This is a genomic window from Stenotrophomonas maltophilia, from assembly GCF_002799155.1.
GTDB lineage: Bacteria > Pseudomonadota > Gammaproteobacteria > Xanthomonadales > Xanthomonadaceae > Stenotrophomonas > Stenotrophomonas maltophilia_R.
The window spans coordinates 2,803,477-2,827,539 of sequence record NZ_NERD01000002.1 but is presented as its reverse complement, the minus strand read 5'-3'; the positions used below and the strand labels follow the sequence as shown (position 1 = coordinate 2,827,539).

The following is a 24,063-nucleotide window of genomic DNA, read 5'->3' as shown; positions in this document are numbered from 1 at the left end:
GCCGGCACGTGCCTGCACGCTGAGTGGCGTGCCATGCCTTGCCAGGTACCCCGGCGAGGCACACATCATCAGGCGATAGGCGGGTAGTGCACGCGCCACCAGCACGCTGCTGTCGATGCACAGCGCCGCTTCGAAGCCCTCTTCGGCAAGGTCGAACACACGATCCGCCAGCGTGGCTTCGACCCGGACATCCGGATGACGCGCCCTGTACTCGGCCAGTGCCGGTACCAGCGCATGCGTACCGAAGATCACCGGTGCACTGATACGCAGCGTGCCTGCCGGTGCCAGAGGCGGGTGCTGTGCCTGGGCGTCGCCGCAGGCGCCCTCCCGGCCAACCACGGTCGATGACGCTGACAGTATCCGGGAGGAAGCGATCGCGCTGAACTTCTCCGCCGGGCGATGGCTGACCCAGGCGCTGTTGCCCTGCATGCAGGCGCGGCATGGAAGCGGGTGATCAATTCAGCGGCTCGATGGAACCGCGTGCGGTGAATGCCGCCACCGCGGCGAAGGCGGCACTGCACCTGTGGAGCAAGGGATTGTCGGAGGTGGCCGGGCAGGGCATCACGGTGGACGCGATTGCACCGGCTACACATGCCAACAAAAAAGGGCGGCCTGCAGGCCGCCCTTTGCGCCTACGGTCGAGCCCGCCAGATCAGCGTGGCGATGCCACCGCACGGTTGCTCGAAGCACCCTTGCCCTTGCGCTTGTCCTGCTGCGCCGGGCTCGCGCCCTCGGCCATCAGGTTGTCGCTGCCGAAGTCGGTGTCCACGTCCAGCCAGCGCTGTGTCGGCAGGCCGAGCGCGGAATCAAGCACGGTCGGCAGCAGGCCGCTGGGCAGGCTGCTTTCGCCGTTCCACATGATGGCGATGCCGAGATCGCGTTCCGGCACCAGCGCGACCAGGCCGCGATAGCCCTGCACGGCACCGGCATGGAACACCACGTCGTGGCCGGCGTAATCGAAGGTGCGCCAGCCCAGTGCATAGCCGGCCGAGTGCAGGCGCTCGCGGCGCCAGCCCGAACGCATCTCGCCCGGCGTGTTGATCAGGCTCGAATGCAGGGTGGCCAGCAACGGTGCCGGCAGCACGTCGGGGCGATGGCCGGTGTGGGCCAGCAGCCACTGCGCCATGTCGCTGGCGCTGGCGTTGACGCCAGCGGCCGGAGCAACGCGGTAATAGGTAGGCTTCGGCATCAGCGAGACCCAGCCATTGCGGCTGCGCACGTGCGGACGCGCCCAGCGCGAGCTGGCCTGGATGCCGGCCAGGCCGAGGCTGGCATCATTCATGCCCAGCGGCTTGAAGATGCGGCGCTCGACCGACTGCTCGTAGAAGCTGCCGGAGGCCGCATAGACGACGTCGCCGATCAGGCTGAAGGCTACGTTCTGGTAGGCGTAGCAGTCGCCCGGCAGGCACTTCAGGCTGGTGTTGGCCAGTTTCTGGGTCAGCGCGTAGTACTCGGCATTGCCTTCGATGTCGCGGTCGTAGGCGTTGTACGGCAGGCCGACGCGATGGCTGAGCACGTCGGCCACGGTCAGGCGGTCAGTGGCTTCCGGCGAGTTCAAACGGAAGCCCGGCACATAGTCGGTGACCTTGCTGTCCCAGCGCAGCGTGCCGTCGTTGACCAGCAGGCCAGCCATGGTGCCGGCGAAGGCCTTGGACAGCGAGGCCAGCCGGAACACGGTGTGCGCATCGACCGGCAGCGGGTTGTTGACGTCGGTGACGCCATAGCCGCGCGCGCTGAGGATACGGCCGCCCTGCACGATCGCCACCGCCATGCCCGGCACGCGCTCGCCATAGGTGAGCTGCTGCGCCATCGATTCGATGTTGGCGACGTTGAAGCCAGCCGCCGGCGCCTGCACCTGCGGCACCAGGCCGGTGCGGTAGGCCGCCGGCTGGGTGTGGGCGACGCTGGGAGCCGCAGCGGATTCGATGTTGGTCGGCATCGGCGGCAACGCCGGCGGTGTCTGCGCGGTGGTGGACAAGGCAACGGGCATCAACATGCCCAGCAAACCGGTGGCCGCCGAACGGATCGGACGACGCAGGCTGTTCTTTTTCATCGGTTGGACCCGTGCGCGACTGCTGATGGCGATTCTAGCGCCGCTTTTCCCCTGTGCACAAACAAAGCGAAGATGAATGCGCATCTCGTTGAAAAAGTTGGAGTTTTGGCGCCCGCGAAGTGTGTGTCGGAACGTGTCATCCGGGGCCGGCCTGAGCGGTCTATCCGCAGGCCCATCCGCAGGCGGAAGGGCGCCTTGCGCTGGCGATGTTGCAGTGCATTGGCTAACGTACGCGCTTCACCGCCCCGGAGCCTGCCATGCCGCTGTCCAACCGCCATCTGTGGGCGAGAGGCGCTGCGTGAGCGCGGCACCGGGCAAGGGGCCAGTGCGCGAACTGATGGCGGCACTGCGCGAGTCGCCGGCGCTGTGGTGGTCGTTCCTGTACTTCTTCTGCCTGCTCAGCGGCTACTACGTGCTGCGTCCGGTGCGTGAGGCCATGGCGGCCTCGGCGGATCTGGAAACGGTGTTCCCGCCCGTGCTGATCGCCTGGTTCGCCAGCCACGGCATCGCATTGAAGGACTTCGTCCTGCAGTTCCTGTTCTCCTGCGTCTTCGTGATCATGCTGGTGCTGCAGCCGGTCTATGGCTGGCTGGTCAGCCGCTTCCCGCGCCGTGTGTTCCTTCCCGTGGTGTACGGCTTCTTCATCGTCACCCTGCTGGGGTTCTACGCACTGTTCGACAGTCACGTGCCAGGGCGGGGCATGGCCTTCTTCCTCTGGGTGATGGTCTTCAACCTGTTCGCGGTGGCGGTGTTCTGGAGCTTCATGGCCGACGTGTTCTCCAACGCACAGGCGCGTGCCTACTACGGCTACATCGGTGCGGCCGGTACCGTTGGCGCGTTCCTCGGCCCGTTGCTCACCAGCGCGCTGGTGCAGCGCGTGGGCATCGCCAACCTGATGCTGGTCTCCGCAGCATTCCTGGTCGTGTGCCTGTTGTGCATCTGGAGGCTCCGGCACTGGGCGGTGCTGCGCGAACGCGAGCAGCAACTGGTGTCCGGCGAGAAGCCGATGGGTGGCAGTGTGCTGGACGGCCTGAAACTGATCGTGCGCGAGCCGCTGCTGCGCTGGCTGGCGGTGATGGTGGTGTTCGGCGTGGGCGTCGGCACGCTGCTGTACAACCAGCAGGCCAGCATCGTGCGCTCGGCCTTCACCGACCCGGCGGCCAGTACCGCGTTCTTCTCGCGCATCGACCTGGCGGTGAACGCGCTGGCGCTGCTGATGCAGGTGGGCCTGACCCGCTGGCTGCTGTCACGCCATGGCATCGCGCCGGCGCTGCTGATTCCTGGTTTCGCGATCCTGATCGGCTTCTCGGTGCTGGCGGCCTCGCCGATGCCGCTGATGGTCGCGGTGGTGCAGGTGATGACCCGCGCCAGCGAGTTCGCACTGGCCAAGCCGGCGCGCGAGACCATCTACACCCGCGTGGATCGGCAGTGGCGCTACAAGGCCGGCGCGGCGATCGACACCGTGGTATACCGCGGCGCGGACCTGGGCTTCACCTGGATCCACAAGGCGCTGACCCTGTTCGGTTCGCATGTGGTGTTCATCGGCGGCGTGCTGGTGGCCGGCTTCATGACCCTGGCTGCGTTCGGCGTGCTGCGCGAAGAAAAGAAGCTGCCGCGTGATCGATAGAGCGCCGATTGATGCTTGAAGGCCGTGCAACTATAGGCTCATGCAGGGTTGTTGATTGTCTGGTTTCGGGGAGAGTGGGATGATCAAGGGGAGCGCGAAGGACCACGTTCTGGACGAGGCTCAGTTGGAAGCATGGGTGTTTTCGGTACTGGAGCTGGTCAGCCAGCTACGAAATGGGAACCTGGAGAGAACGCTCTTCGCCAACGCCCTTGATGAGGAGGAGGATGTCGGAGGATGGCTCAAGGGCAACCTCGGGCTGATGAACTTCTCGGCACGTGGATTTGGCGGTCGGCTCATCTTTCCGCACGTTATCGGCCCCAGCTCCCGAGCGTTGGCGAGGGTGGTCGATGCAGCCCGACGCGATCTGGAATTTGATGTTCTTACCCGCACCACACACGGAAAGTTGAACGTCCTTCGCCGCAGCAATGACCTGAAGCCAGACGCCTGGTTGAGTGCTGTTCCCCAACTCACCGCGGGGCGGTTGAAAGGCGGGTCTCGAGCCGGCAGGGGAGGTCAGAAGAGGCGGCAGGGCCCTGGCGGAGGCGAGGAGCAACTCCGTCATGCCGATCAGTGTGCAGGGTACCCGCACAAGCGATCGGTCTACCACGACTCGGAGTTCCTGCTGCTCAACTACTTTGATCTGGCACTTCGGCGGCTCTACCGGTTCTCCCATTGGAGGCGGATGGAGGGGGTGTTGTATCTTTTTACGGAGCGACGCCCTTGCAGTGATTGCTGCCATGTCATCATCCAATTGCTGCGTCGCTATCGCAGGATCCAGTTGGTGATCGTTCGGGCAACAGGAGGGCGCGGCTCTGACGAGAACATGCTGGAACGGTTGTCGCAGCATCCAAGGGTTCATCTGCGGAAAGTGGTGGTCCAGCCAGTAGGTGTGGAACTCTCCTCGCCATTATCCGTCGTGGAGACGGGGCCCTTGGCGCTTCCGTACCCTGATGGGACACCGCGTAGAGGTTGGTCGCCCAAGGGTGCAGAAATGCGGCGTTGACCATCACCATCACCATCACCATCTGGAGGCTGGATTTGATATGCAAGTGATCGCCCTGTTGCTGACCGTGCTGGTCGCTGTGCTGCACCTGTACTTCCTGGTGCTTGAAATGTTCCTGTGGACCCGCCCGCTGGGCCTGAAGACCTTCCGCAACACGCCGGAGAAGGCCGAGACCACGCGCGTGCTGGCGGCCAACCAGGGCCTCTACAACGGCTTCCTGGCGGCGGGCATCGTGGTGGGGCTGGTGATCGATCAGCCGGTGCTGGTGACGTTCTCGCTGGCCTGCGTGGTGGTGGCCGGGTGCTATGGCGCCTACAGCGTGAGCCGCCGCATTTTCATGATCCAGGCGGTGCCGGCGATCCTGGCGCTGGTGTTGCGAGCGCTCTGAAGTCGGCGCGTGCTGGCAGGCGTCGCCGCTCAGCGGCTGATGGCGCGCATGAAGCCCAGCCACATCGGCACGGCATGCAGTGCCGCACCCAGCACGAACAGGCCCGTCAGCAGGTGTACGCGCCAGTCGTTGATGCGCAGGAAGACGAATTGTTCAAGTGCGCGGCCCACCCAGAACACCGCCATGAAGCCCAGCAGGACCACCCAGACGAGTGTCGACCAGGTCCGGGGCAAAGATCAGCGCGATCAGCCCCATTCCCAGGAACACATAGATCACGCGCAGATTGAGGATCTGCATGATCGCGCGGTTGGCTGTGCCGAGCTGGGCGAGCTCGCGTTTCCAGCCGAACAGCCGCCAGAACGCCAGAACGCCAGATGGAAGGCGGCAAACCCCAGACTGTGAATGCCTGCCAGGCGCACCAGTAGTTCTGTGGTTGTCATGGTTGATCAGCCTGTGCGCGGAGGGCGCGGCGATACCCACATTGCGATGGTCGCATGGAACACCTCGGTCCCTGCCGCATCGGTCACGCTGACCCCCACCGGCAGGTCGTAGCCGTCCGCAGCACTGACGCTGGACAACATTGGCGTCGCCACGGCCTTCAACGTGCCCAAGGCCTTGGCCTGGTATTTCACTTCCATGCCCTTGGGGATCCAACGCATGTCTGCCGGCAGGCTGGCGTCCACCATCACTCCGCCGACCAGTTCGGCCAGGTTGCACATCGCGATCGCATGTACCGTGCCAATGTGGTTGTTGATGCGGCGGTGCTGGCGGATCACGCCTTCGCAGCGGCCTGGCTCCAGTGCGGTGATGATGGGCGCGATGCTGGCGAAGTAGGGCGCCTTGAAGCACACCGCGCGCGAGAACAGCCAGTTGCCGGCGGGCCAGCGCTGCAGGCGGTGGTAGAGCGAGAGCAGGGGCGTGGACATGAGGGGCATTCCTGTCGGCTGATAAAGCGACGGCGGGCCAAGGCCCGCCGTCGAGGCAACGCGTTTCGCGGGCGATCAGGCGGCCTGCGAATGCGGGTCCTTGTGCTGGCGGTCGTAGTAGCTGGCCGCGCGCAGTTCGTGGGTGTCGAAGTCGTCCACGGTGATGGTGTCCAGGGTCAGCGTGCGCAGCTCTTCCAGCAGGCTGCGCTCGTCCTGGGTGATCACGCCCTCGGCCACGGCTTCGTCCAGCTGCGCCTTGAAGTCCAGCGCCTCGATACCCTTGCTCTTCAGCGCCTTCAGGAACTTGCGCTCCACCGGCTCGGCCATGATCGCCTTGCTCAGGTAGCTGTTGATGCGGCCACCCGGGTTGTTCTCGCACGGGGTCAGGAACACGCCACTGGCCAGGCGGTCGCGGGCTTCATTCGGCGCCATCAGCAGGGCGGCGACGCGGCGGCTCAGGCGGTCGCCCGGAGCCTCGGCACGACGGCCCAGCGGGAAGATCAGCGCCCACATCAGCCAGCCGATCGGACGGATCGGGAAGTTGCGCAGGGCCGCCGACAGCGACTCTTCGATCTTGTGCACGCTGTCATGGAAGGCCCAGGCCAGCAGCGGCTGGTCGGCCTGCGGTGCGCCTTCGTCGTGGTAGCGCTTGAGCATGGCGCTGGTCATGTAGACGTGACTCAGCACATCGCCCAGGCGGCCGGACAGCGATTCCTTGAACTTCAGCTTGCCGCCGAGGGTCATCATCGAGATGTCGGCCATCAGTGCCAGGTTGGCCGAGTAGCGGTCCAGCTTGCGGAAGTAGCGGCGGGTATAGGCATCGCCCGGTGCGGCACCGAAGCGCGCGCCGGTCAGGCCGAACCAGAACGAACGGACGGCATTGGAGATGCCGAAGCGGATGTGGCCGAACAGGCTGCGGTCGAAGTCCTGCAGGCCGGCGCGGGTATCCGGATCCTGCGCGGCCTTCATTTCCTTCAGCACCCACGGATGGCAGAGGATCGCACCCTGGCCGAAGATCAGCAGGCTGCGGGTCATGATGTTGGCGCCTTCCACGGTGATCGCGATCGGCGCGGCCTGCCAGCTGCGGCCGGCGAAGTTGCGCGGCCCCAGGATGATGCCCTTGCCACCGATCACGTCCATCATGTCCGAGATCACTTCGCGGCTCATGTTGGTGCAGTGATACTTGGCGATCGCCGACGGCACCGACGGCACATCGCCGCGGTCAACCGCGGCGGCGGTGGCCTGCGACAGCGCGCTGATCTTGTACGCCTTGCCGCCAATGCGGGCCAGTGCTTCTTCCACGCCCTCGAAGCGGCCGACCGACAGGCCGAACTGCTTGCGGATGCGCGCATAGGCGCCGGTCACGGCGGCGCCGGCCTTGGCACCGCCGCTGGCGGTGGACGGCAGGGTGATCGAGCGGCCCACGGCCAGGCACTCGTTGAGCATGTTCCAGCCCTTGCCGGCCATGGCTGCGCCACCAATCAGCTGGGTCAGCGGAATGAACACGTCCTTGCCGCGGATCGGACCGTTCTGGAACGTCGAGTTCAGCGGGAAGTGGCGACGGCCGATTTCAACGCCGGCGGTGTCGCGCGGCAGCAGGCCCAGGGTGATGCCGATGTCGCGGGTATCGCCGATCAGGCCATCCGGGTCGTACATGCGGAAGGCCAGGCCGATCAGCGAAGCGACCGGGGCCAGGGTGATGTAGCGCTTGTCGAAGGTCAGCTTGACGCCGAGTACCTGCTCGCCGTTCCACTCGCCCTTGCAGACGATGCCGTAGTCCGGGATCGAGGTGGCGTCGGAGCCGGCGAACGGACCGGTCAGGCCGAAGCAGGGCACTTCGCGGCCATCGGCCAGGCGCGGCAGGTACTGGTCCTTCTGTTCCTGGGTGCCGTAATGCACCAGCAGCTCACCCGGGCCCAGCGAGTTGGGCACACCGACGGTGGAGCTGACCACCGAGGACACCGAGGCCAGCTTCTGGATGACCTTGTGGTGGGCCAGCGCGGAGAAGCCCAGACCGCCATATTCCTTCGGGATGATCATGCCGAAGAACTTGTTCTTCTTGATGAAGGCCCACAGTTCCGGCGGCAGGTCAGCGTGAACGTGGGTGATTTCCCAGTCGTTGACCATCGTGCACAGCTCTTCGACCGGGCCATCAAGGAAGGCCTGTTCTTCGGCGGTCAGCTGCGGCTTGGGATAGTTGAGCAGGATGTTCCAGTCCGGATCACCGGTGAACAGTTCGCCCTCGAAACCGACCGAACCGGTTTCCAGCGCGATGCGCTCGGTCTGCGACAGCGGCGGCAGCACCTTGCGGAACACCTTCATCATCGGGCCGGTCAGCAGCGGCTTGCGGATGAACGGCAGCAGCAGCGGCACGGCGATGACGGCCAGCACGGCGGCCGCGACGATCGTGGCGGTCTGGTTGACGTAGGGAATGAACCAGCAGGCGACCAGCAGGGCCACGCTGATCAGCGTCCAGGTAACCAGCCGCATGCGGTGGTAGGCGACGAACGCGCCTGCCAGCAGCAGGGCGAGGAAGGGAAGAACGATGCTCATGAGCGTGCTCCGGTGACGTGCTCGTTTGTGGCGGACGAAGCCGCAGCGTCCGCTGCGGGCAACACGTCCAGATAGTCCAACACAGTAGCGGTAAAGGCGTCGTTGTCATCGCCGGCGACCATATGTGTGGCCTGCGGCAGCTGCACATGGCGCGCATGCGGCGCCAACGCCAGGAATTCGGCCACGGTCTGCGGCGTGACCAGGTCGCTGCGTCCGCCGCTGACCAGCAGCAGCGGGCACTTCACCTGGCGCGCGGCCTCGGCCAGTGCGTCCTGGTGCTGCTCGCTGTCGCGGGCCAGTTCGGCCACCAGGCGCGGGTCCCAATGCCAGCGCCAGCGGCCGTGGCCGTCCTCGCGCAGCAGGGCACGCAGTGACTGCTCGGATTTGCGCGGACGGTGCGGCATATACGCTGAAATCACGTCAGCGGCCTGGGTCAGTGAGGCGAAGCCGTCGGGATGAGCGGTCATGAAGGCCAGGATGCGCTCGACGCCGGCGGTGTCCCAACGCGGGGTGATGTCGACCAGCACCATCGCCGAGAACAGGCCCGGCCAGCGCGACTCGGCCAGCAGGCCGAACAGGCCGCCCATCGATGCGGCGACCAGTACCGGCGGACGCGGCTGTTCGCCGGCCAGCACGATCAGGTCGTCGGCGAACTGTTCACCGTGATAGGGCAGATCGGCAGCATTCCAGTCGGAATCGCCATGGCCGCGGGCGTCGTAGGCCAGCGTCTGCAGCCCAGCGGCGTTCAACGCGCGGGCGGTGGCATTCCAGGCATGGCGGGTCTGGCCGAAGCCATGTGCGAACAGCACGCGGCCGCGCCGGCCATGGTCGCTGGCGGTCGCCGCCAGGCGGGCGCCATGGGCGGCGTCCAGGCGCAGGTCATGGAACGCAGCGGAAGTTGGGGACGTAACCATACTTGCTAGTATGGATCGCTTCGGGGGGAAGTCAATACTGCAGGGTATGGTGCACTGCGGAAGGCGCCTGAATGGACCCTCCCCAGGGTCCTGCGACGCTTCCGACCGCAACCGCGTACTGCAACGAACCCCGGCGTATGGTTAAATCAGTCCATGAATCAACCTGACGCTTCCGCCGGCGAACCGCGCGCCGGCCGCAACAGCCGCCTGAGTGCCGAAGACTGGGCCCAGGCGGCCCTCGATCTGATTGCTGAACAAGGTGTCGGCGCCGTCGCGGTGGAGCCGCTGGCACGGCGACTGGGTGTCACCAAGGGAAGTTTCTACTGGCATTTCCCTTCGCGCGATGCATTGCTGCAGGCGGCGCTGGAACGCTGGGAACTGTTCGAACAGGAACAGGTGTTCGGCAGCCTGGAAGACGTACCGGATCCGCGCGTGCGCCTGCGTCAGCTGTTCCAGATGGTGGCGCATGAAGTGCAGCCGCACATCATCTACAGCGAGCTGCTCAAGGCACTGGATCATCCAATGGTGCGGCCGGTGATCGACCGCGTCTCGCAGCGACGCCTTGATTATCTGGTCGCCTCGTTCCGCCAGGCCGGCCTCAGCTCGACCGACGCACGCCATCGTGCGCGGCTGGCCTACGCTGCCTACGTCGGCTTCCTGCAGTTGTCGTTGCAGCTGCAGCAGCCCAAGCAGGCACGCGAGGATTTCGAAGCGTACGTCGAGCATCTGATCGAGACGCTGATCCCGAACGGATGAGTGCCCGGGAATGATGCTGAAGGAAGGCCGCGGCGATGCCGCGGCTTTTTTTTCGCGCGCGGCCCAGCGTGCTTCCATGCACCACAAAGAACAACGGCCCCTTGCGGGGCCGTTGCTGCATCAGCTGATCAGACTGCCGATCAGAACTTCTGCTTGTACTGCATGTACATGAAGCGACCGATGTCGTAGCCACCGTAGTAGGAGTACTGCGAGTTCGGCGCCGAGTACATCTGCGGGCCGTAATGATCGAACACGTTACGCGCACCCACGGCGATGGTTGCATTCCACGGGGCGTTCCAGGAGACCTGGACGTCGTGGAACATGGTCGAACCACGCTTGTTCATCGGCTGGTCGCGCACCGGATCCGGCGAACCGAAGTCCGGCAGGCTGCACTCGTCGCTGTAATAGCAGCGCTCCTTGACGCTGGAGAAGTAACGGGTGCCCCAGGTCACGCCCCAGTCGCCACGCTCCCAGCCCAGCACCAGGTTCGAACGCAGGCGGAAGTTGCTGCCGAAGCCGTTGAGGATCGACACCGGCACCTGCTGCGCGTTGGTGGTCTTCAGCACGTTCTTGGTGACGTAGCTGTTCTGCAGGTTGGCGTTGAAGGTACCCCAGCTGTCGGTCTCGAAGCGGTAGGCCACGTCGAAGTCGAAGCCTTCGGTTTCCTGGTAACCGGCATTACGCGGTGCGTAGGTCAGGTTGATCACGTTGTGACGGTTCGGGTCACGGGTGAACGAGTTGCAGCGCTCGGCGATGCCAAGCACGTAGCAGTCGTTCAGCTGGTCATCCGGGCTGTCGGTGACGATGGTGTTGGTGATCTTGATGTTCCACCAGTCCAGGCTCATGTTCAGGCCCTGGGCGAAGGTCGGGCTCCACACCAGGCCGACCGTCTTGGACTTCGACTTCTCCGGGGTCAGGTCCGGATTGGAGACGGCATTGAACGGATCCGGCGTCTGCTCATCCGGACCGCTGGCCGGCACATAGCCCTGGCGCAGCTGGCGGAAGGTGCTGGCGGTCGGGCCGATGGCCGCGGCACAACGGGCGGCGACGCCCGGCTGATCGGTGGAGCCGAACGAGGTGTCGCACGGATCGGTGAAGTACGCGAAGGTCTGCGAGCTGCCACCGTACAGATTGTCGATGGTCGGCGCACGGAAGCCTTCGGCGTAGGTCGCACGCACCAGCAGCTGGTCGATCGGCTTCCACTTCAGGCCGAACTTGTTGTTGGTGGTGTTGCCGAAGGTGCTGTACTTCGAATAGCGCGTCGCGGCGTTGAAGCTCAGTTCCTTGGCACCCGGCAGGTCGGCCAGGATCGGAACATTCAGCTCCAGGTACACTTCGTTGACGTCGTAGCCGCCACCGGTCGGGCCGGCGGCCAGGTCGGTCGAGTAGCCGGTCTGCGACAGGGCGTCCGGATTGTACGAACCCTTGTCTTCGCGGTACTCGTAACCCAGCGCGAAGCCCAGGTCGCCGGCGGGCAGGGTGAACAGGCTGCCGGCGATGTTCGCGTAGTAGGTCTTGGTGGTGACTTCACCGGTGTTCTTGGTGGTCGGGAACAGGAACTGCTGCAGGTCCGGGTTGCCGGTCAGGCCACCGTCACCGGTACGGCCATACGGAATGGCCGGGTTCCACGGCAGGCAGCCGCCGGCGCCCGGGCCATAGATCGGATTGGAGCCGTCGACCAGGCCTGCAGCCGTGCCGCACTCGACGCGGCCGGTGGCCGGGTTGTAGAACGACGGACCGGTGGCGGCATTGACCGCCAGCACGTTGTAGTTGCCGGTCTGGCTCTGCTGGTTCTCAGAGTTCTGGTAGATGTAGCCCGCTTCCCAGTCGAAGTACTTGTCATTGAACTGGAAGCTGCCCTGCAGGGCGCCGGTGAAGCGGAAGGTGGTCAGCTTGTTGGTCGACAGGCGCGGCACTTCCCAGCCACGGCGCATGAAGCCCATGTCCTTGCCGAAGGGGTTGTAGTAGCTGTCGGCATCCCACGTGGCACCCAGGCGCTCATACGAGGCGGTCTGCAGCGGATAGCCTGCGACCTGGGCCTGCGACTCACGACGGGTGTAAAGCAGGTCGGAGACGAAACGGACGTTGTCGGTCAGGTCGTACTGAACGTTGGCGAACACCGAGCGACGCTTGGTCGGCGTCAGCAGGTGCATCTGCGTATTGGAGTTGCTGGTGTCACCGGTGATGCCGGCGAAGTCCTGGTCGTGGTACTGGTTGACGTCGCGGTAGTCGCCACCACGGTTCAGCACCAGCCAGTCATCGGTATCCGGATCGATGATGGTGCCCCACTGGCTGACCGGGCTCCAGTTCTGGGCCGGGTGGAAGGTGGTGCGCGGATAACGGCTGAACCAGCGGTCCTTGGCCCACACTTCCTTTTCTTCGGCGTATTCGGCGCCGATGGTGATCGAGCCACGGTCACCGGTGAAGCCGGCCACGAAGTCGTAGCTGGTCTTCTGGCCGTCGCCTTCGCCGTACTGGCCGACGTAGGCGTTGGCTTCCAGGCCCTGGAAGTTCTTGCGGGTGATGATGTTGATCACGCCGGCGATCGCGTCGGAGCCGTAGATCGACGACGCGCCGTCCTTCAGCACGTCGATGCGCTCGACGATGGCCGACGGGATCTGCGACACGTCCTGCAGGCCGCTGACGCTGGCGCCGAGGCGCTTGCCGTCGACCAGCACCAGGGTGCGCTCGGCACCGAGGTTGCGCAGGTCGATGTAGAAGCCACCGACGGCTTCGCCGGAGGACAGCGGCTCGGAACGGCTGATGGCCGGGCTGCCGGCGGCAGAGATGTTCTGCAGGACGTCGGCCACGGTCTTGAAGCCGCTCTTCTCGATCGAAGCGCGGCTGATGCTCAGGACGGGCTGTGCGGTTTCGGTATCGACCTGACGGATGCGCGAACCGGTGACCTCGATACGGTCGAGGTTGGTGGCTTCCTGGGCGTGGGCCGTCGCGGTGGCGGCACCGGCGACAAGCGCGATCACAACTGCGTCACGCAGTTGGCTTGACTTGAGTTTCATTGGCTCTCTCTCTCCAAGAAATCTTGGCTGGGGTTAATGCCCGGCGGGGGAGCGAAAAAGCGCTCCCAAATCGCGAGGCTGACCCGATAGTAACGGGCGTTCGCCAAGAATTAAAGCTGTGTTAATCAAGTCTGTGATTTTGGTAAAAATGCGCTTTATCCATGCCAATCAATAGGTTGATGGTATGGATATGCGTTCCTGCCTCGATTGTTAACGCAGGATGATGGAAAAAGTTTCGACTGATATGTATCGCACTATGTCGATGTGTTCGGTTTCATATCCCAATAGCGTTATCCATCTGCCGGTGCGTGGCAGGCGCACACATGCGAAGGGCGCCCTTCGGCGCCCTTGGGAACATCGCTACTGAACCTGCGTGCGGGATCAGAGATCCTGTTCGTAACGCACATACGGCACGGTGCCGTCGTCGTTGCTTTCGTTGCGCGGGGAGAACGGATTCTTGCCGCGGCTGATCACATTCTCGGCACCGACGGTGAGCTGGCCGGACCACGGAGTACGCCAGGTCAGGCCGATGCCCAGGCCTTCCCACTTGCCGGGCTTGCCCGGGACGTCGACCACGCGGCCGATGATGCTGCCGGTGAAGTTGCCGTAACCGGCGCCGATGCTCAGGCTCTTGCTGTCCCAGCGATCGACGATGGCTGGCGAGGCGTCGGCCAGCGGAACCAGACGCGCCTTGGCGTAGGTACCGGCAATGGAGACGAAGCCTTCGCGACCGATGTTCTTCTGCGCGAACACGGTCAGATCGTTCTGCTCGGCACGCAACGAGGGCGTCTTGTTCGGGCCGGACAACCAGGCGGGAAGGGTTTCACGGCCGCTGCCGGCGGTGATGCCCAGGCGGCTGTTGCCACGGTTCAGTGCGGCGGTACCGCTGAAACGGCGGCTGTTCAGATCGTCCTCGTCGCCCAGGCTGGCCAGCATGCAATGACTGGCCAGTCCGCTGATGCTGGTCCCGCTGCTGCTGTTGCAGAGCAGGCCGAGCGAATCGCCTGAGGAGAGGCCAAAGGCCGCGTCCAGCGAATTGCGGCCGAAATGCCAGCGGGCGCCGGCGGCCTGTTCGCCAGTCGGTTCCAGGTACAGCAGCGCCTCGACCTTGCCGCTGCCCTTGTTCCATACCGGCAGCACCGTGCGCGTGTCCTTGCTCTGCGCATGCACGCCCGTGATCGCGCCAAGGGCGATCAGCAGGGCCAGCGGTAGACGCAGGTAGGTACGCATCGGACCAGTTCAGACAGGGACGGACAACGGAAGTTCCCGCGGGGACGGGAACCTGATCCTAGGGTGTTTATGAATTCTTAACAAGCCTTGATCCTCCCCAGGTACAAGACTGCCGTTTACTGAAGTCGTTCAGGCGCCGGTACAGCCCCCTGGGCGCCGTGGAACAGTATGCCGAACTCCGTCAATGGAAAGTGATACTCGCGCCCGCAGAATTCGCAACGGACTTCGACGGCGCCGGTGTCCTCGGCGGCCGCACGGGCCTCCTCTTCCCCCAGCGACTGCAGCATGCCGGCAACCCGCTCGCGCGAGCAGGAGCAGGCAAAGGACAGCGGCTTGCCGCCCAGCAGTTCCGGCCGCTCTTCGTGGAACAGGCGGTGCAGCAGCTGCTCGGCCGGGGTGGCCAGCAGTTCCGCCTTGCCCAGGGTCTCGAACAGGGCGCTGGCGCGGGCCCAGCCATCCTCGTCGCCTTCGTCGCCCGGCAGCTTCTGCAGCAGCAGGCCCGCGGCACCGCTGCGGTCGGCGGCCAGCAGCAGGCGGGTCGGCAGCTGCTCGGACTGGCGGAAATAGTCCTCGAAGGCCTCGTCCAGTTCCGGTGCGCTCAGCGCCACCAGGCTCTGGTAGCGCTGCGGCTCGCGCGGATCCAGGCCGGGATTTTCAATGGTGATGGCGAGGATGGCGTCATCACCGAGGCTGGACAGGTCACGCGGCGCGTCGGCGCCTTCGCTGAGCTGGGCGATGCCGCGCAGGGTGCCGCCGGCGGTGCACTCGGCGAACAGGGTGCGCAGGGCAGTGCTGCTGCGCAGCTGCACTGACAGGCGGCCATCGATCTTGGTGTGGCCGGTGAACAGTGCGGAGGCGACGCAGGCCTCGCCGAGCAGCTCGGCAGCGGCGTCCGGGTACGCGGCGTGGGACAGGATTTCCTGCCAGGTGGCCTGCAGGTGCACATGCACGCCGCGGACGCCGGCGTCGGGAAGCAGGAAACGGATCAGGGAATCGGAGTTGGCGGTCATCGGCTCACATCGCGCGTAAACGGGGGCGGTTGCCGGATAATGCGCCGACAACCAGACAGAAGAAGGATGCACCAGTAATGGGGGCAGTGGGAGAGCAGCACAAGGTAGAGGCGGTGGTGGCCGCCCCGCGCCGGCGGCGCTGGAAGCGGCTGCTGTGGCTGCCGGTGCTGCTGGCCGCCTTCAGCTGCCTGCAGGTGCTGGTGCTGCGGTTCATCGATCCGCCGGTGTCCACGGTGATGCTGTGGCGCTATGGCGAGGCGCTGGGCGAGGCCGACTGGTCCTATCGGCTGCATTACCAATGGCGCGACATCGAGCAGATGGCGCCGAGCCTGCCGATCTCGCTGGTGGCGGCCGAGGACCAGCGCTTCCTGGATCACAACGGCTTCGATCTGCAGGCCATCGAAAAGGCCCGCGACCACAACGCCAGGGGCGGGCGCCTGCGCGGTGCCAGCACGATCAGCCAGCAGGTGGCCAAGAACCTGTTCCTGTGGCAGGGCCGCAGCTGGGTCCGCAAGGGCCTGGAAGTCTGGTACACGGTGCTGATCGAGGCGCTGTGGCCGAAGGAGCGGATCCTGGAGATGTACGCGAACATCGCCGAGTTCGGTGATGGTGTATACGGCGCGCAGGCGGCAGCCCAGAAATTCTGGGGCAAGGACGCGGCCCGGCTGAGTCCGGCCGAGAGCGCGCGACTGGCGGCGGTACTGCCGGCACCGAGGCGCTACAACGCGGCAAAACCAGGGCCGTATGTGCAGCGGCGCGCGGCATGGATCCAGCGCCAGGCACGCCAGCTGGGTGGCGCGTCATACCTGTCGGAAGATTGAGGGCAGATGCCCTCGGGGCGGCGGGCCATGCGCCTGCAGGCAACGTACAATCCGGGCATGAACCGCGAACGCCTTACTTTCGTCATCGCCGCCTACAACGAGGCCCTGGCACTGCCGCTGCTGCACCCACGGCTGTGCGCGGTGCTGGACGGCATGCCCGACATCGACGGCCACATCCTCTATGTGGATGACGGCAGTCATGACCGCACATGGGAGGTGATCGCGGGGCTGGCCCAGGCCGATGCGCGCGTCTCGGCGCTGAAGCTGTCGCGCAACTTCGGCAAGGAGGCGGCGCTGACCGCAGGCCTGGATCTGGTGCACGAGGGGGCGGCGATGATCCTCGATGCCGATGGCCAGGACCCGCCGGAGCTGGTGCCGCAGTTCGTTGCGTGCTGGCGCGAGGGCCATGACAACGTGTACGGCACGCGCATGGCCCGCGATGGCGAGTCCTGGATCAAGCGCGCCACGGCAGCGATGTTCTATCGGGTGATGGGCCGCCTGTCGCGGACGCCGATTCCGGCCGATACCGGGGACTTCCGCCTGTTGTCGCCGCGCGCACTGAGCGCCCTGCGCGGGATGCGTGAGCGCCACCGTTTCATGAAGGGGCTTTTCAGCTGGGTAGGCTTCAAGCGGATCGCCGTGCCCTATCACCGCCACGCGCGCGTGGCCGGCACCAGTAAATTCAGCCTGTGGCGGCTGTGGAATTTCGCCCTCGAAGGCATCACCGGATTCTCGACCGTGCCGCTGCGGGCCGCCACCTATCTGGGCCTGGCAACCGCAGCGGTCGCTTTCGTGTTCGGCCTGTGGGTGATCGTGAAGGCGGCGTTGTATGGCGACCGGGTGGCGGGTTGGCCGACGATGATGGCGGTGATCCTGTTCCTGGGCGGGGTGCAGCTGATCGCGCTGGGCTTGATGGGTGAGTACCTGGGACGGCTGTACGAGGAGTCCAAGCAGCGGCCGTTGTATCTGGTTGACGCGTGGCTAGCATCCGCCGTGGCAGACTCGGCCCTGCAACCCACCCTCGGAGGGCAGGCAGATGACGACGGTACGGCAACTGTTGGACGGCAAGTCTCCTGAAGTACATGCGGTCGCGCCGGACGCGGCGGTGATCGATGCGATCCGGTTGATGGCGGAGAAGGGCATCGGTGCGGTGCTGGTGATGGACGGGCCGCGGCTGGTCGGGATCCTGTCCGAGCGTGATTACGCGCGCAAGATCGTGCTGCGTGATCGTTCGTCGCGGGATACCTCGGTGGAGGAGATCATGACGGCGCAGGTGGTGACCGTGTCGCCGGGCGAGAAGGTGGAGCACTGCCTGCAACTGGTGACCGACTACCGCATCCGCCACCTGCCGGTGGTCGAGGGTGCTCAGGTGCTGGGGGTGATCTCCATCGGTGACCTGGTGAAGTCGGTGATCGATGCGCAGCGGAAGGAGCTGGACCAGCTGCAGCAGTACATCGTGGCGGGGTGAGGTGTTGCTGGCGGGCCTGCGGCCCGCCGGCCCGCTTTTCGAAGCTCAAAGCCAAAGCCAAAGCAGCGCCTTCCTGATGCGGGGGTAGGCTGAGGGCATGGGCGTGCAGGACACGCCGCAAGTACATCCCTGTAGGCTCGATGGCGCCTTGCTCGTGTGCGCTGTCCTGCGCACGCGGCAAGACCGGGGTTGGGCGTCGTACCCAACCCGCCCGAGGCATGCCTCGGGCCCATGGCGCCAACGGTCCTGCACGCCCATGCCCTCAGCCTCTGGACACGTCCCACGGGTGCGGTGGGTTGCAGCGTCGGTTGACTGCCTTTGGTACCTGCCAACCTTGGTGGCAACAGCTTTTGACTTTGCTTTCTTCTTTTGACTTTGAATTTCCGCTCTGGTTCCGCGCGCTGGAAACTGTCCGGAGCCGGAGCAAGGCGGCAGGCAGGACCGTGAGGCGCATGGATGCGCCGACCGAGCCTACAGGGACGTATTTACGGCGTGTCCTGCCTGTCGCCTTGCTCCGGCTCTACGCGCGGAACAACGAGGCGCCGCGAACCCCCGCTTCTACTTCGCATACTGCCCACCGCAGTCGGCATCCTTGCCCGGCCCCAGCTCGATGGTCGCCAGCAATGCCGCCGGCGGGGCGATGCTGCCCAGTGCCAGAGCCACCGCGCCGCGGATGCCCAATGCTTTGAAGTCCGGGCGGAATGACGGGTCCTTGAAGGTGCCGGCGATGTGCAGCGGCGAGCGCAGCACCAGGATGCTCTTGTCCTTCGGGCGCGGCTTCAGCAGCAGGTCCAGGGTCTCGTCGCGCAGGCTGACCGTACCTTCGCCGATGAGGATCGTGTCGGTGGTATCCACCGCCAGCGCCTGGCTGGTCATCAGGCCGTCGCGCACGCCGAAGTCGGCGAAGGCGCAGCGCAGGGGGATCTGCTTGTCGCCGGTCACCAGGAATTTCAGCGACTCGGTGATGTCCAGGCCGGCCAGCTCCATCACCAGGTTGCCGACATGGCCGCGGCCCATCGCCAGGCCGACCTTGCCGCTGCTGCTGCCGAGCATCGCGGCGATCGAATTGCCACGGCCACTCAGGTCCACTTCGCCGCCGATGCCGCCCTTGGCCTGCTCGGCCAGCTTCGCGTCCGGGAACAGCTGGCCCAGCTGCACGCCGCGCACGCTGGCCTTCAGTGCGGTGCTGATCTGCGGGTGGCGCGCGTCCATGCGGATCGTGCTGCGGATATCGCCGCCGGCGACGCCGAAGTTCAGCGGGTCCAGCCGCAGCACGCCGTCATCCAGCAGCAGGTGTGCATCCATGTCGTCAAGCGGCAACGAGGGCGCGTTGATGCGGTGGGCCTTCCAGCGCACGTCGGCATCCATCGCACGCAGCTTGCCGAGGTTGTAGGGGGTATCGGGCAATACCCGCGCGCTTGCGGTGATGCGCGCAGCCTCTGCCTTCTGTTCCGCGTTCGCCGTTTCACCGCCACCAGTCTTTGGTGGGGCGCCGACAAAACCGGCCAGATCGTCGAAATCCAGGCGCTTGGATTCCAGCGTAGCGGTCAGCCGCGGACGTGCTCCGCCCACTTCGAACTGCAGGTTGCCACCAAGATCGCTGTCGCCGACCTTGCCGGTGAAGGCGTCGTAGCGCCAGACGTTGTGGTCACGCTTGAGGCGGCCGTTCAACGCGTAGGGAGGGGACGGCGGAATGGCGATGCCGAGCAATGGGTAGAGGTCGGCCAGGTCCTGGCCGCTGAGTGCGAACTGCAGGTCGAACACACGCAGCTGGAAGGGATTGGTCAGTGTGCCGCTGGCGACGGCGTGGGTGGCGCCGGCGCGGCCGTCGAGGTGGATGCGGAACGGGTGGTTGCTGTCGGTCAGCTCCAGTGGTGATTCGGTGCCACCGCGCAAGGTGAATGGGTTGCCCTGCCAGTGTCCCTTGCCCTGAACCAGCAGCGGTGGCGCGGCGTCTGCCTGCTTCGGCTTGCCACTGTGCACGTCCACGCGGATATCGGTGCGGCCGAGCGCATCGAGGAACTGCAGGCGACCGTCATCGATGCGCAGCCGTTTGAGCTGGGGGCTGGTGCCGCCAGCGCTGTCACCGAGGAAATCCCAATTACCTGGTTCGCCCTTGCGAGGGGCGGTTTGCAGCAGCACGTCCGGCCGGGTCAGGCGCACTTCGGGCAGCTGCAGGCTGCCGCGCAGCAGGGGCCAGACCCGCACGTCGATCTCGACGCGGTCGGCACTGGCCATGTTCGGTTGTTCCGCCCAGCCTGCATTGGCGAAGGTGATCGCATCGGCCCGGATCGTACTGGTACGGCCGAGGTCGACATCCAAGCGACCGATGTGCAGCGCACGGCCGGTACGGGCCTGCACTGCGCGCTCGACCGGGCCCTTGAACCAGTTCCAGTCCCACAGCGCGATCAGTACCAGCAGCGCGGCCAGCAGGAAGGTGAGCAGGGCCAGCCAGCGCTGGCCTCGCGGGCCAGGGCGGCGGAGGCGCCAGCGAGGCGTGCGCCTTGCAGCAGGGGAGGCGGCAGCATTCACGCTGCCATGGTTGCCCCCTCATCGTCGACGGGGCGCGAAGCGTCCATGTGCGTGGCGTGCACACGCCGCGCGCGGGCAGCTGCTACAGCACCTGCATGGTGACCGCGACGAAGTGGCAGACGCTGCCACCGATCACGAACAGGTGCCAGATGGCATGCGAATAGGGGATCGATTCGCGGTGGTAGAAATAAGTACCCAGCGTGTACGACAGGCCGCCGGCCAGCAGCCAACCCAGCGTCCAGCCGTCGATCGAGGCCAGCATCGGCTTGACCGCCACGATCACCAGCCAGCCCATGGCCACGTAGATGGCGGTGGACAGGCGCTTGAAACGGCCGGTGTAGAACAGCTTGAACACCACGCCGGCCAGGGCCAGGGTCCAGATCGCGGCGAACAGGCCCCAGCCCCACGGGCCACGCAGGCCGATCAGGGTGAATGGGGTGTAAGTGCCGGCGATCAGCACGTAGATCGCGCAGTGGTCGAACACCTTGAGCCGCCCCTTGGCGACCGGGTGCTGGATGGCGTGGTAGAGGGTGGAGGCGGTGTACAGCAGCAGCAGCGCGATGCCGAACACGATGGCGCCGGCCAGCTGCCAGCCATCGCTGTAGATGGCGGCCAGGGTGATCAGCACCGCGCCGGCACCCAGCGCGAACACGGCACCGAGGCCGTGGGTCAGGGCGCTGGCGATTTCTTCGCGGATCGAAGCAACGGAAGTCGTGGACATGACGTAGGCATCGTTCGCGGGGAGGGGGACCCGCACCCCCCTATCATCGCCGCGATGGGCGATGCGTGCACGCCCGTCACCGTATGGTCGGTGAATCCCTGCGTTGCGTGGATGAACCGCCCGCGGCGGCTGGGGTCGGAACCCTTTCCTGGCGGAGACGGCGCCGACCCCGTGGCATCAGCCCACCGAAACGGTATGCGCCGCTTCGCGGGTGGCCGAGAAGCGCACATCGGGCGAGCGTTCCTGGGCCAGCTGCAGGTTGACCCGGGTCGGTGCCAGGTAGACCAGATGGCCGGCCGCATCCAGCGCCAGGTTCAGCGCGTTCTTCTCGCGGAACTCTTCCAGCTTCTTCTCGTTGCCGCAGTGGACCCAGCGCGCGGTGGTCACGCTGACCGGCTCGAAGGTGGCTTCCACACCGTACTCGTCCTTCAGGCGGTAGGCGGCCACGTCGAACTGCAGCACGCCGACCGCACCCAGGATCAGGTCGTTGCTGGTGAGCGGGCGGAAGAACTGGGTCGCGCCTTCCTCGGACAGCTGGGCCAGGCCCTTCTGCAGCTGCTTGAGCTTGAGCGGATCGCGCAGGCGTGCACGGCGGAACAGTTCCGGGGCGAAGTTGGGAATGCCGGTGAAGGTCACCGCTTCACCTTCGGTGAAGGTGTCGCCGATGGAAATGGTGCCGTGATTGTGGATACCGATCACATCGCCCGGCCACGCCTCGGCAGCGATCTCGCGGTCACTGGCCATGAAGGTCAGCGCGTTGGCCAGCTTCATTTCCTTGCCGGTACGTACGTGGAAGGTCTTCATGCCGGCGCTGAAGCGGCCCGAACAGACCCGCATGAACGCCACGCGGTCGCGGTGCTGCGGGTCCATGTTGGCCTGGATCTTGAACACGAAACCGGTCAGCTTGTTTTCTTCCGGGGCGATCTCGCGACCGGTGGTGGAGCGCGCCTGCGGTGCCGGTGCGTGTTCGACGAAGAAGTCCAGCAGCGGCTGCACGCCGAAGTTGTTGACGCCCGAGCCGAAGAACACCGGGGTCTGCTTGCCCTCGCGATAGGCCTGCAGGTCGAACGGGTGGCTGGCGCCCTGCACCAGTTCCAGTTCGTCACGCAGGTCGGCCAGCATCTGCGCACCGATTTTCTCGGCCAGGCCGGGGGCATCGATGGACGGGAAGATGGTCGAGTCCTGGCGGGTGAAGTTGCGGCCCGGCTCGTACAGGTGCACTTCGCCGGTCAGCAGGTGGACCACGCCCTTCAGGCGCTGGCCCATGCCGATCGGCCAGGTCACCGGGGCGCACTGGATGCCGAGCACGGTTTCCACTTCATCCAGCAGCTCGATCGGGTCCTTGCCCTCGCGGTCGAGCTTGTTGATGAAGGTCATGATCGGGGTGTCGCGCAGGCGGCACACTTCCATCAGCTTGATGGTGCGTTCTTCCACGCCCTTGGCCACGTCGATCACCATCAGCGCCGAGTCCACCGCGGTCAGCACGCGGTAGGTGTCTTCGCCGAAGTCGGCGTGGCCGGGGGTGTCGAGCAGGTTGACGATCTTGCCTTCGTACGGGAACTGCATCACCGAGGAGGTGACGGAGATGCCGCGCTCCTTTTCCAGGGCCATCCAGTCGGACGTGGCGTGGCGGGCGGCCTTGCGGCCCTTGACCGAGCCGGCCATCTGGATCGCGCCTCCGAACAGCAGCAGCTTTTCGGTCAGCGTGGTCTTGCCTGCGTCAGGGTGGGAAATGATGGCGAAGGTGCGGCGGCGCGACGCTTCGTTGGCGACTTCGGACATGGCAGTGGCGCCCGCCCGGGGCGCTTTTCAAAGAGATAAGCGCCCGATTATACCGGCCGGGGCCGGTCAGCGCCCGGTACCGCCTTCAGCCCCGCCCTGGCGGGCGAACTGCAGTTGGCCCTGTTCGGCGAAGATGCGCACCGGCACCGAGCGCAGGTTCATGCCCCGGTTGACCTGCACCACGAAGTGCAGGTGCGGCGCGCTGCTGTAGCCGCTGTTGCCGGACAGACCGATCGGCTGCCCGGCCCCTATCGCCTGGCCGCGACGCACACGCATGCCGCCGGCCTGCAGGTGGCCGTACAGGGCCATGCTGCCGTCGCTGTGCAGCACGCGGATGAAGTTGGCGCGGGCACCATCACGTTCGCGGTCCTGGCCGTTGCCACGGAAGCCATCCTGGATCTGCATCACCGTGCCCTCGCGCGCGGCCAGCACCAGGGTGCCCTCCGGCAGCGCGAAGTCGACCGCGTCGCGGTTCTCCTCGTCGTCATGGCTGAAGCGTCCCTGCGGCGCCTGGTCCACGCGCAGGCGGGCCGCGTCGAACGGCAGGCGGTAGGCGACATCTTCGGCCTGTGCGGCCGGGTGGCCCGGCACCGACTGCAGGCGCAGATCGAGCATGCGGCCATCGATCGGGGCGGGCAGGTGGCCGACCACCAGGCTGCTGTCGCCCTGGATCAGCGACTCGACCGGGAGGCCTTCAACCGGGTGCCCGGGGGCGGCGCGCAGCTGGATCTGCAGCGGCCCCGCCAGCCCGTTGTCGATGCGGGCCTGCCACTGCCCGCCGACCGGCTGCAGGCGCAACCGGGCCATGGGGGCGGTGACCTCAGCGCTGGCTGCGCGGGTGGCCGGGACAGGCGAGGGAACCAGTCCCCACCCCTGGCGCCAGTCGCCGGCGTGTGCGGTCGCGCTCGCCAGCAGAGTCAACAGCAGGCAGGACAGGGGCAGGCGCAGCATCGGCGTTTCCAGCGAAAAGGACCGCCGGGACTGTAGCTGATCCTGAACGGGACGACCGGGACGGCCTTCGCATAGTGTTCCTGAAAATATTCATCGCTTTATCCGTATGAAGGGATTGACAGTGCGGAAAAGGGCTGGCATCGTGGCTCCACCATCGAGACCGGCAGAGGGACAGGCCCTTTGAAGCCGGGGCAGCCCGCAGGCGCGCAAGCGTCTGCGTAGGTGCCAAATCCTGCGGGGACCGTGGCGTCCACCGAAAGATGGTTCGAACCATGCACCACACGTGCATCTCGAACGCGGGCCCCGCGAAG

Annotated in this window: 20 protein-coding genes, 1 pseudogene and 1 riboswitch; of the genes and pseudogenes, 7 read left to right on the top strand and 14 right to left on the bottom strand. The window is 65.8% G+C overall.

What is annotated here, in order from left to right:
• Positions 1-30: 30 nt before the first annotated feature.
• Together B9Y82_RS20920 and B9Y82_RS13710 are read right to left on the bottom strand one after the other, a co-directional pair.
• Positions 31-429 (bottom strand): annotated as a pseudogene (locus B9Y82_RS20920) (LysR substrate-binding domain-containing protein); the annotation flags it as partial.
• A gap of 223 nt (positions 430-652) precedes the next feature.
• On the bottom strand, positions 653-2,053 hold the full coding sequence (locus B9Y82_RS13710; RefSeq protein WP_100473638.1) for a serine hydrolase domain-containing protein: 1,401 nt from the start codon (positions 2,051-2,053) through the stop codon (positions 653-655).
• Between the two features lie 337 nt (positions 2,054-2,390).
• Between B9Y82_RS13710 and B9Y82_RS13705 the strand changes: the two genes are divergently transcribed.
• From B9Y82_RS13705 to B9Y82_RS13695, 3 genes are all read left to right on the top strand, one after another.
• On the top strand, positions 2,391-3,680 hold the full coding sequence (locus tag B9Y82_RS13705; protein WP_202908155.1) for an NTP/NDP exchange transporter: 1,290 nt from the start codon (positions 2,391-2,393) through the stop codon (positions 3,678-3,680).
• Between the two features lie 79 nt (positions 3,681-3,759).
• A complete protein-coding gene (locus B9Y82_RS13700; RefSeq protein WP_099562610.1) occupies positions 3,760-4,683 on the top strand; it encodes a hypothetical protein in 924 nt (307 codons plus the stop codon).
• A gap of 40 nt (positions 4,684-4,723) precedes the next feature.
• Positions 4,724-5,071 carry a DUF1304 domain-containing protein gene (locus B9Y82_RS13695; RefSeq protein ID WP_014038168.1) on the top strand — a complete coding sequence of 116 codons (348 nt, stop codon included), beginning with the start codon at positions 4,724-4,726 and terminating at the stop codon, positions 5,069-5,071.
• 29 nt (positions 5,072-5,100) lie between these two features.
• Here B9Y82_RS13695 and B9Y82_RS20915 read toward each other — a convergent pair whose 3' ends face one another.
• The 5 genes from B9Y82_RS20915 to B9Y82_RS13675 form a co-directional block, all read right to left on the bottom strand.
• Positions 5,101-5,256, bottom strand: coding sequence for a hypothetical protein (locus tag B9Y82_RS20915; RefSeq protein ID WP_238381607.1), 156 nt, complete (start codon positions 5,254-5,256; stop codon positions 5,101-5,103).
• The gene (locus B9Y82_RS20910; RefSeq protein WP_238381606.1) at positions 5,225-5,368 is read right to left on the bottom strand and encodes a hypothetical protein; all 144 of its coding nucleotides are present in this window, start codon (positions 5,366-5,368) and stop codon (positions 5,225-5,227) included. The genes B9Y82_RS20915 and B9Y82_RS20910 overlap by 32 nt, the downstream gene beginning before the upstream one ends.
• A gap of 149 nt (positions 5,369-5,517) precedes the next feature.
• Positions 5,518-5,997, bottom strand: a complete 480-nt coding sequence (locus B9Y82_RS13685; RefSeq protein ID WP_100473636.1) for a hotdog fold domain-containing protein — start codon at positions 5,995-5,997, stop codon at positions 5,518-5,520.
• Between the two features lie 75 nt (positions 5,998-6,072).
• Positions 6,073-8,550: an acyl-CoA dehydrogenase gene (locus tag B9Y82_RS13680; protein ID WP_100473635.1), complete on the bottom strand. Its 2,478-nt coding sequence runs from the start codon at positions 8,548-8,550 to the stop codon at positions 6,073-6,075.
• On the bottom strand, positions 8,547-9,464 hold the full coding sequence (locus B9Y82_RS13675; RefSeq protein ID WP_100473634.1) for an alpha/beta fold hydrolase: 918 nt from the start codon (positions 9,462-9,464) through the stop codon (positions 8,547-8,549). Before B9Y82_RS13675 ends, B9Y82_RS13680 begins: the two co-directional genes overlap by 4 nt.
• A gap of 153 nt (positions 9,465-9,617) precedes the next feature.
• Here B9Y82_RS13675 and B9Y82_RS13670 point away from each other — a divergent pair, with 153 nt between their 5' ends.
• Positions 9,618-10,220 carry a TetR/AcrR family transcriptional regulator gene (locus tag B9Y82_RS13670; protein WP_005418411.1) on the top strand — a complete coding sequence of 201 codons (603 nt, stop codon included), beginning with the start codon at positions 9,618-9,620 and terminating at the stop codon, positions 10,218-10,220.
• 140 nt (positions 10,221-10,360) lie between these two features.
• Here B9Y82_RS13670 and B9Y82_RS13665 read toward each other — a convergent pair whose 3' ends face one another.
• The 3 genes from B9Y82_RS13665 to B9Y82_RS13655 form a co-directional block, all read right to left on the bottom strand.
• A complete protein-coding gene (locus B9Y82_RS13665) occupies positions 10,361-13,237 on the bottom strand; it encodes a TonB-dependent receptor domain-containing protein (protein WP_100473633.1) in 2,877 nt (958 codons plus the stop codon).
• A gap of 381 nt (positions 13,238-13,618) precedes the next feature.
• A complete protein-coding gene (locus B9Y82_RS13660; RefSeq protein ID WP_100473632.1) occupies positions 13,619-14,467 on the bottom strand; it encodes a hypothetical protein in 849 nt (282 codons plus the stop codon).
• 116 nt (positions 14,468-14,583) lie between these two features.
• The gene (locus B9Y82_RS13655; RefSeq protein ID WP_100473631.1) at positions 14,584-15,477 is read right to left on the bottom strand and encodes an Hsp33 family molecular chaperone HslO; all 894 of its coding nucleotides are present in this window, start codon (positions 15,475-15,477) and stop codon (positions 14,584-14,586) included.
• Between the two features lie 77 nt (positions 15,478-15,554).
• On the opposite strand from B9Y82_RS13655, the gene mtgA reads away from it, so the two are divergent.
• From mtgA to B9Y82_RS13640, 3 genes are read left to right on the top strand one after another with little or no spacing between them, the layout of a single operon-like run.
• Positions 15,555-16,298, top strand: a complete 744-nt coding sequence (gene mtgA / locus B9Y82_RS13650; RefSeq protein WP_100473630.1) for a monofunctional biosynthetic peptidoglycan transglycosylase — start codon at positions 15,555-15,557, stop codon at positions 16,296-16,298.
• A gap of 57 nt (positions 16,299-16,355) precedes the next feature.
• Positions 16,356-17,375 (top strand): glycosyltransferase family 2 protein, encoded by a 1,020-nt coding sequence (locus B9Y82_RS13645; RefSeq protein ID WP_100475237.1) that lies wholly within the window; start codon positions 16,356-16,358, stop codon positions 17,373-17,375.
• The gene (locus B9Y82_RS13640) at positions 17,335-17,766 is read left to right on the top strand and encodes a CBS domain-containing protein (RefSeq protein WP_100473629.1); all 432 of its coding nucleotides are present in this window, start codon (positions 17,335-17,337) and stop codon (positions 17,764-17,766) included. Before B9Y82_RS13645 ends, B9Y82_RS13640 begins: the two co-directional genes overlap by 41 nt.
• A gap of 558 nt (positions 17,767-18,324) precedes the next feature.
• On the opposite strand, the gene B9Y82_RS13635 is transcribed toward B9Y82_RS13640, so the two are convergent.
• The 4 genes from B9Y82_RS13635 to B9Y82_RS13620 all read right to left on the bottom strand — a co-directional run bounded on the left by B9Y82_RS13635 (position 18,325) and on the right by B9Y82_RS13620 (position 23,752).
• Positions 18,325-20,298, bottom strand: a complete 1,974-nt coding sequence (locus tag B9Y82_RS13635) for an AsmA family protein (RefSeq protein ID WP_100473628.1) — start codon at positions 20,296-20,298, stop codon at positions 18,325-18,327.
• Between the two features lie 82 nt (positions 20,299-20,380).
• Positions 20,381-21,019 carry a PAQR family membrane homeostasis protein TrhA gene (trhA, locus tag B9Y82_RS13630; protein ID WP_014038156.1) on the bottom strand — a complete coding sequence of 213 codons (639 nt, stop codon included), beginning with the start codon at positions 21,017-21,019 and terminating at the stop codon, positions 20,381-20,383.
• A gap of 177 nt (positions 21,020-21,196) precedes the next feature.
• Positions 21,197-22,801 carry a peptide chain release factor 3 gene (locus B9Y82_RS13625; protein WP_100473627.1) on the bottom strand — a complete coding sequence of 535 codons (1,605 nt, stop codon included), beginning with the start codon at positions 22,799-22,801 and terminating at the stop codon, positions 21,197-21,199.
• Between the two features lie 66 nt (positions 22,802-22,867).
• Positions 22,868-23,752 carry a M23 family metallopeptidase gene (locus B9Y82_RS13620; RefSeq protein ID WP_100473626.1) on the bottom strand — a complete coding sequence of 295 codons (885 nt, stop codon included), beginning with the start codon at positions 23,750-23,752 and terminating at the stop codon, positions 22,868-22,870.
• Positions 23,753-23,900: 148 nt separating this feature from the next.
• Positions 23,901-24,019, top strand: a riboswitch (SAM riboswitch).
• The last annotated feature ends 44 nt before the right edge of the window (positions 24,020-24,063 follow it).

What these genes read in the sequence shown, in the direction of transcription:
- B9Y82_RS13710 (WP_100473638.1), bottom strand. Translation starts at nt 2,053, where the DNA reads ATGAAAAAGAACAGCCTGCGTCGTCCGATCCGTTCGGCGGCCACCGGT.
- B9Y82_RS13705 (WP_202908155.1), top strand. Translation starts at nt 2,391, where the DNA reads ATGGCGGCACTGCGCGAGTCGCCGGCGCTGTGGTGGTCGTTCCTGTAC.
- B9Y82_RS13700 (WP_099562610.1), top strand. Translation starts at nt 3,760, where the DNA reads ATGATCAAGGGGAGCGCGAAGGACCACGTTCTGGACGAGGCTCAGTTG.
- B9Y82_RS13695 (WP_014038168.1), top strand. Translation starts at nt 4,724, where the DNA reads ATGCAAGTGATCGCCCTGTTGCTGACCGTGCTGGTCGCTGTGCTGCAC.
- B9Y82_RS20915 (WP_238381607.1), bottom strand. Translation starts at nt 5,256, where the DNA reads ATGGCGGTGTTCTGGGTGGGCCGCGCACTTGAACAATTCGTCTTCCTG.
- B9Y82_RS20910 (WP_238381606.1), bottom strand. Translation starts at nt 5,368, where the DNA reads ATGCAGATCCTCAATCTGCGCGTGATCTATGTGTTCCTGGGAATGGGG.
- B9Y82_RS13685 (WP_100473636.1), bottom strand. Translation starts at nt 5,997, where the DNA reads ATGTCCACGCCCCTGCTCTCGCTCTACCACCGCCTGCAGCGCTGGCCC.
- B9Y82_RS13680 (WP_100473635.1), bottom strand. Translation starts at nt 8,550, where the DNA reads ATGAGCATCGTTCTTCCCTTCCTCGCCCTGCTGCTGGCAGGCGCGTTC.
- B9Y82_RS13675 (WP_100473634.1), bottom strand. Translation starts at nt 9,464, where the DNA reads ATGGTTACGTCCCCAACTTCCGCTGCGTTCCATGACCTGCGCCTGGAC.
- B9Y82_RS13670 (WP_005418411.1), top strand. Translation starts at nt 9,618, where the DNA reads ATGAATCAACCTGACGCTTCCGCCGGCGAACCGCGCGCCGGCCGCAAC.
- B9Y82_RS13665 (WP_100473633.1), bottom strand. Translation starts at nt 13,237, where the DNA reads ATGAAACTCAAGTCAAGCCAACTGCGTGACGCAGTTGTGATCGCGCTT.
- B9Y82_RS13660 (WP_100473632.1), bottom strand. Translation starts at nt 14,467, where the DNA reads ATGCGTACCTACCTGCGTCTACCGCTGGCCCTGCTGATCGCCCTTGGC.
- B9Y82_RS13655 (WP_100473631.1), bottom strand. Translation starts at nt 15,477, where the DNA reads ATGACCGCCAACTCCGATTCCCTGATCCGTTTCCTGCTTCCCGACGCC.
- mtgA (WP_100473630.1), top strand. Translation starts at nt 15,555, where the DNA reads ATGGGGGCAGTGGGAGAGCAGCACAAGGTAGAGGCGGTGGTGGCCGCC.
- B9Y82_RS13645 (WP_100475237.1), top strand. Translation starts at nt 16,356, where the DNA reads ATGAACCGCGAACGCCTTACTTTCGTCATCGCCGCCTACAACGAGGCC.
- B9Y82_RS13640 (WP_100473629.1), top strand. Translation starts at nt 17,335, where the DNA reads ATGACGACGGTACGGCAACTGTTGGACGGCAAGTCTCCTGAAGTACAT.
- trhA (WP_014038156.1), bottom strand. Translation starts at nt 21,019, where the DNA reads ATGTCCACGACTTCCGTTGCTTCGATCCGCGAAGAAATCGCCAGCGCC.
- B9Y82_RS13625 (WP_100473627.1), bottom strand. Translation starts at nt 22,801, where the DNA reads ATGTCCGAAGTCGCCAACGAAGCGTCGCGCCGCCGCACCTTCGCCATC.
- B9Y82_RS13620 (WP_100473626.1), bottom strand. Translation starts at nt 23,752, where the DNA reads ATGCTGCGCCTGCCCCTGTCCTGCCTGCTGTTGACTCTGCTGGCGAGC.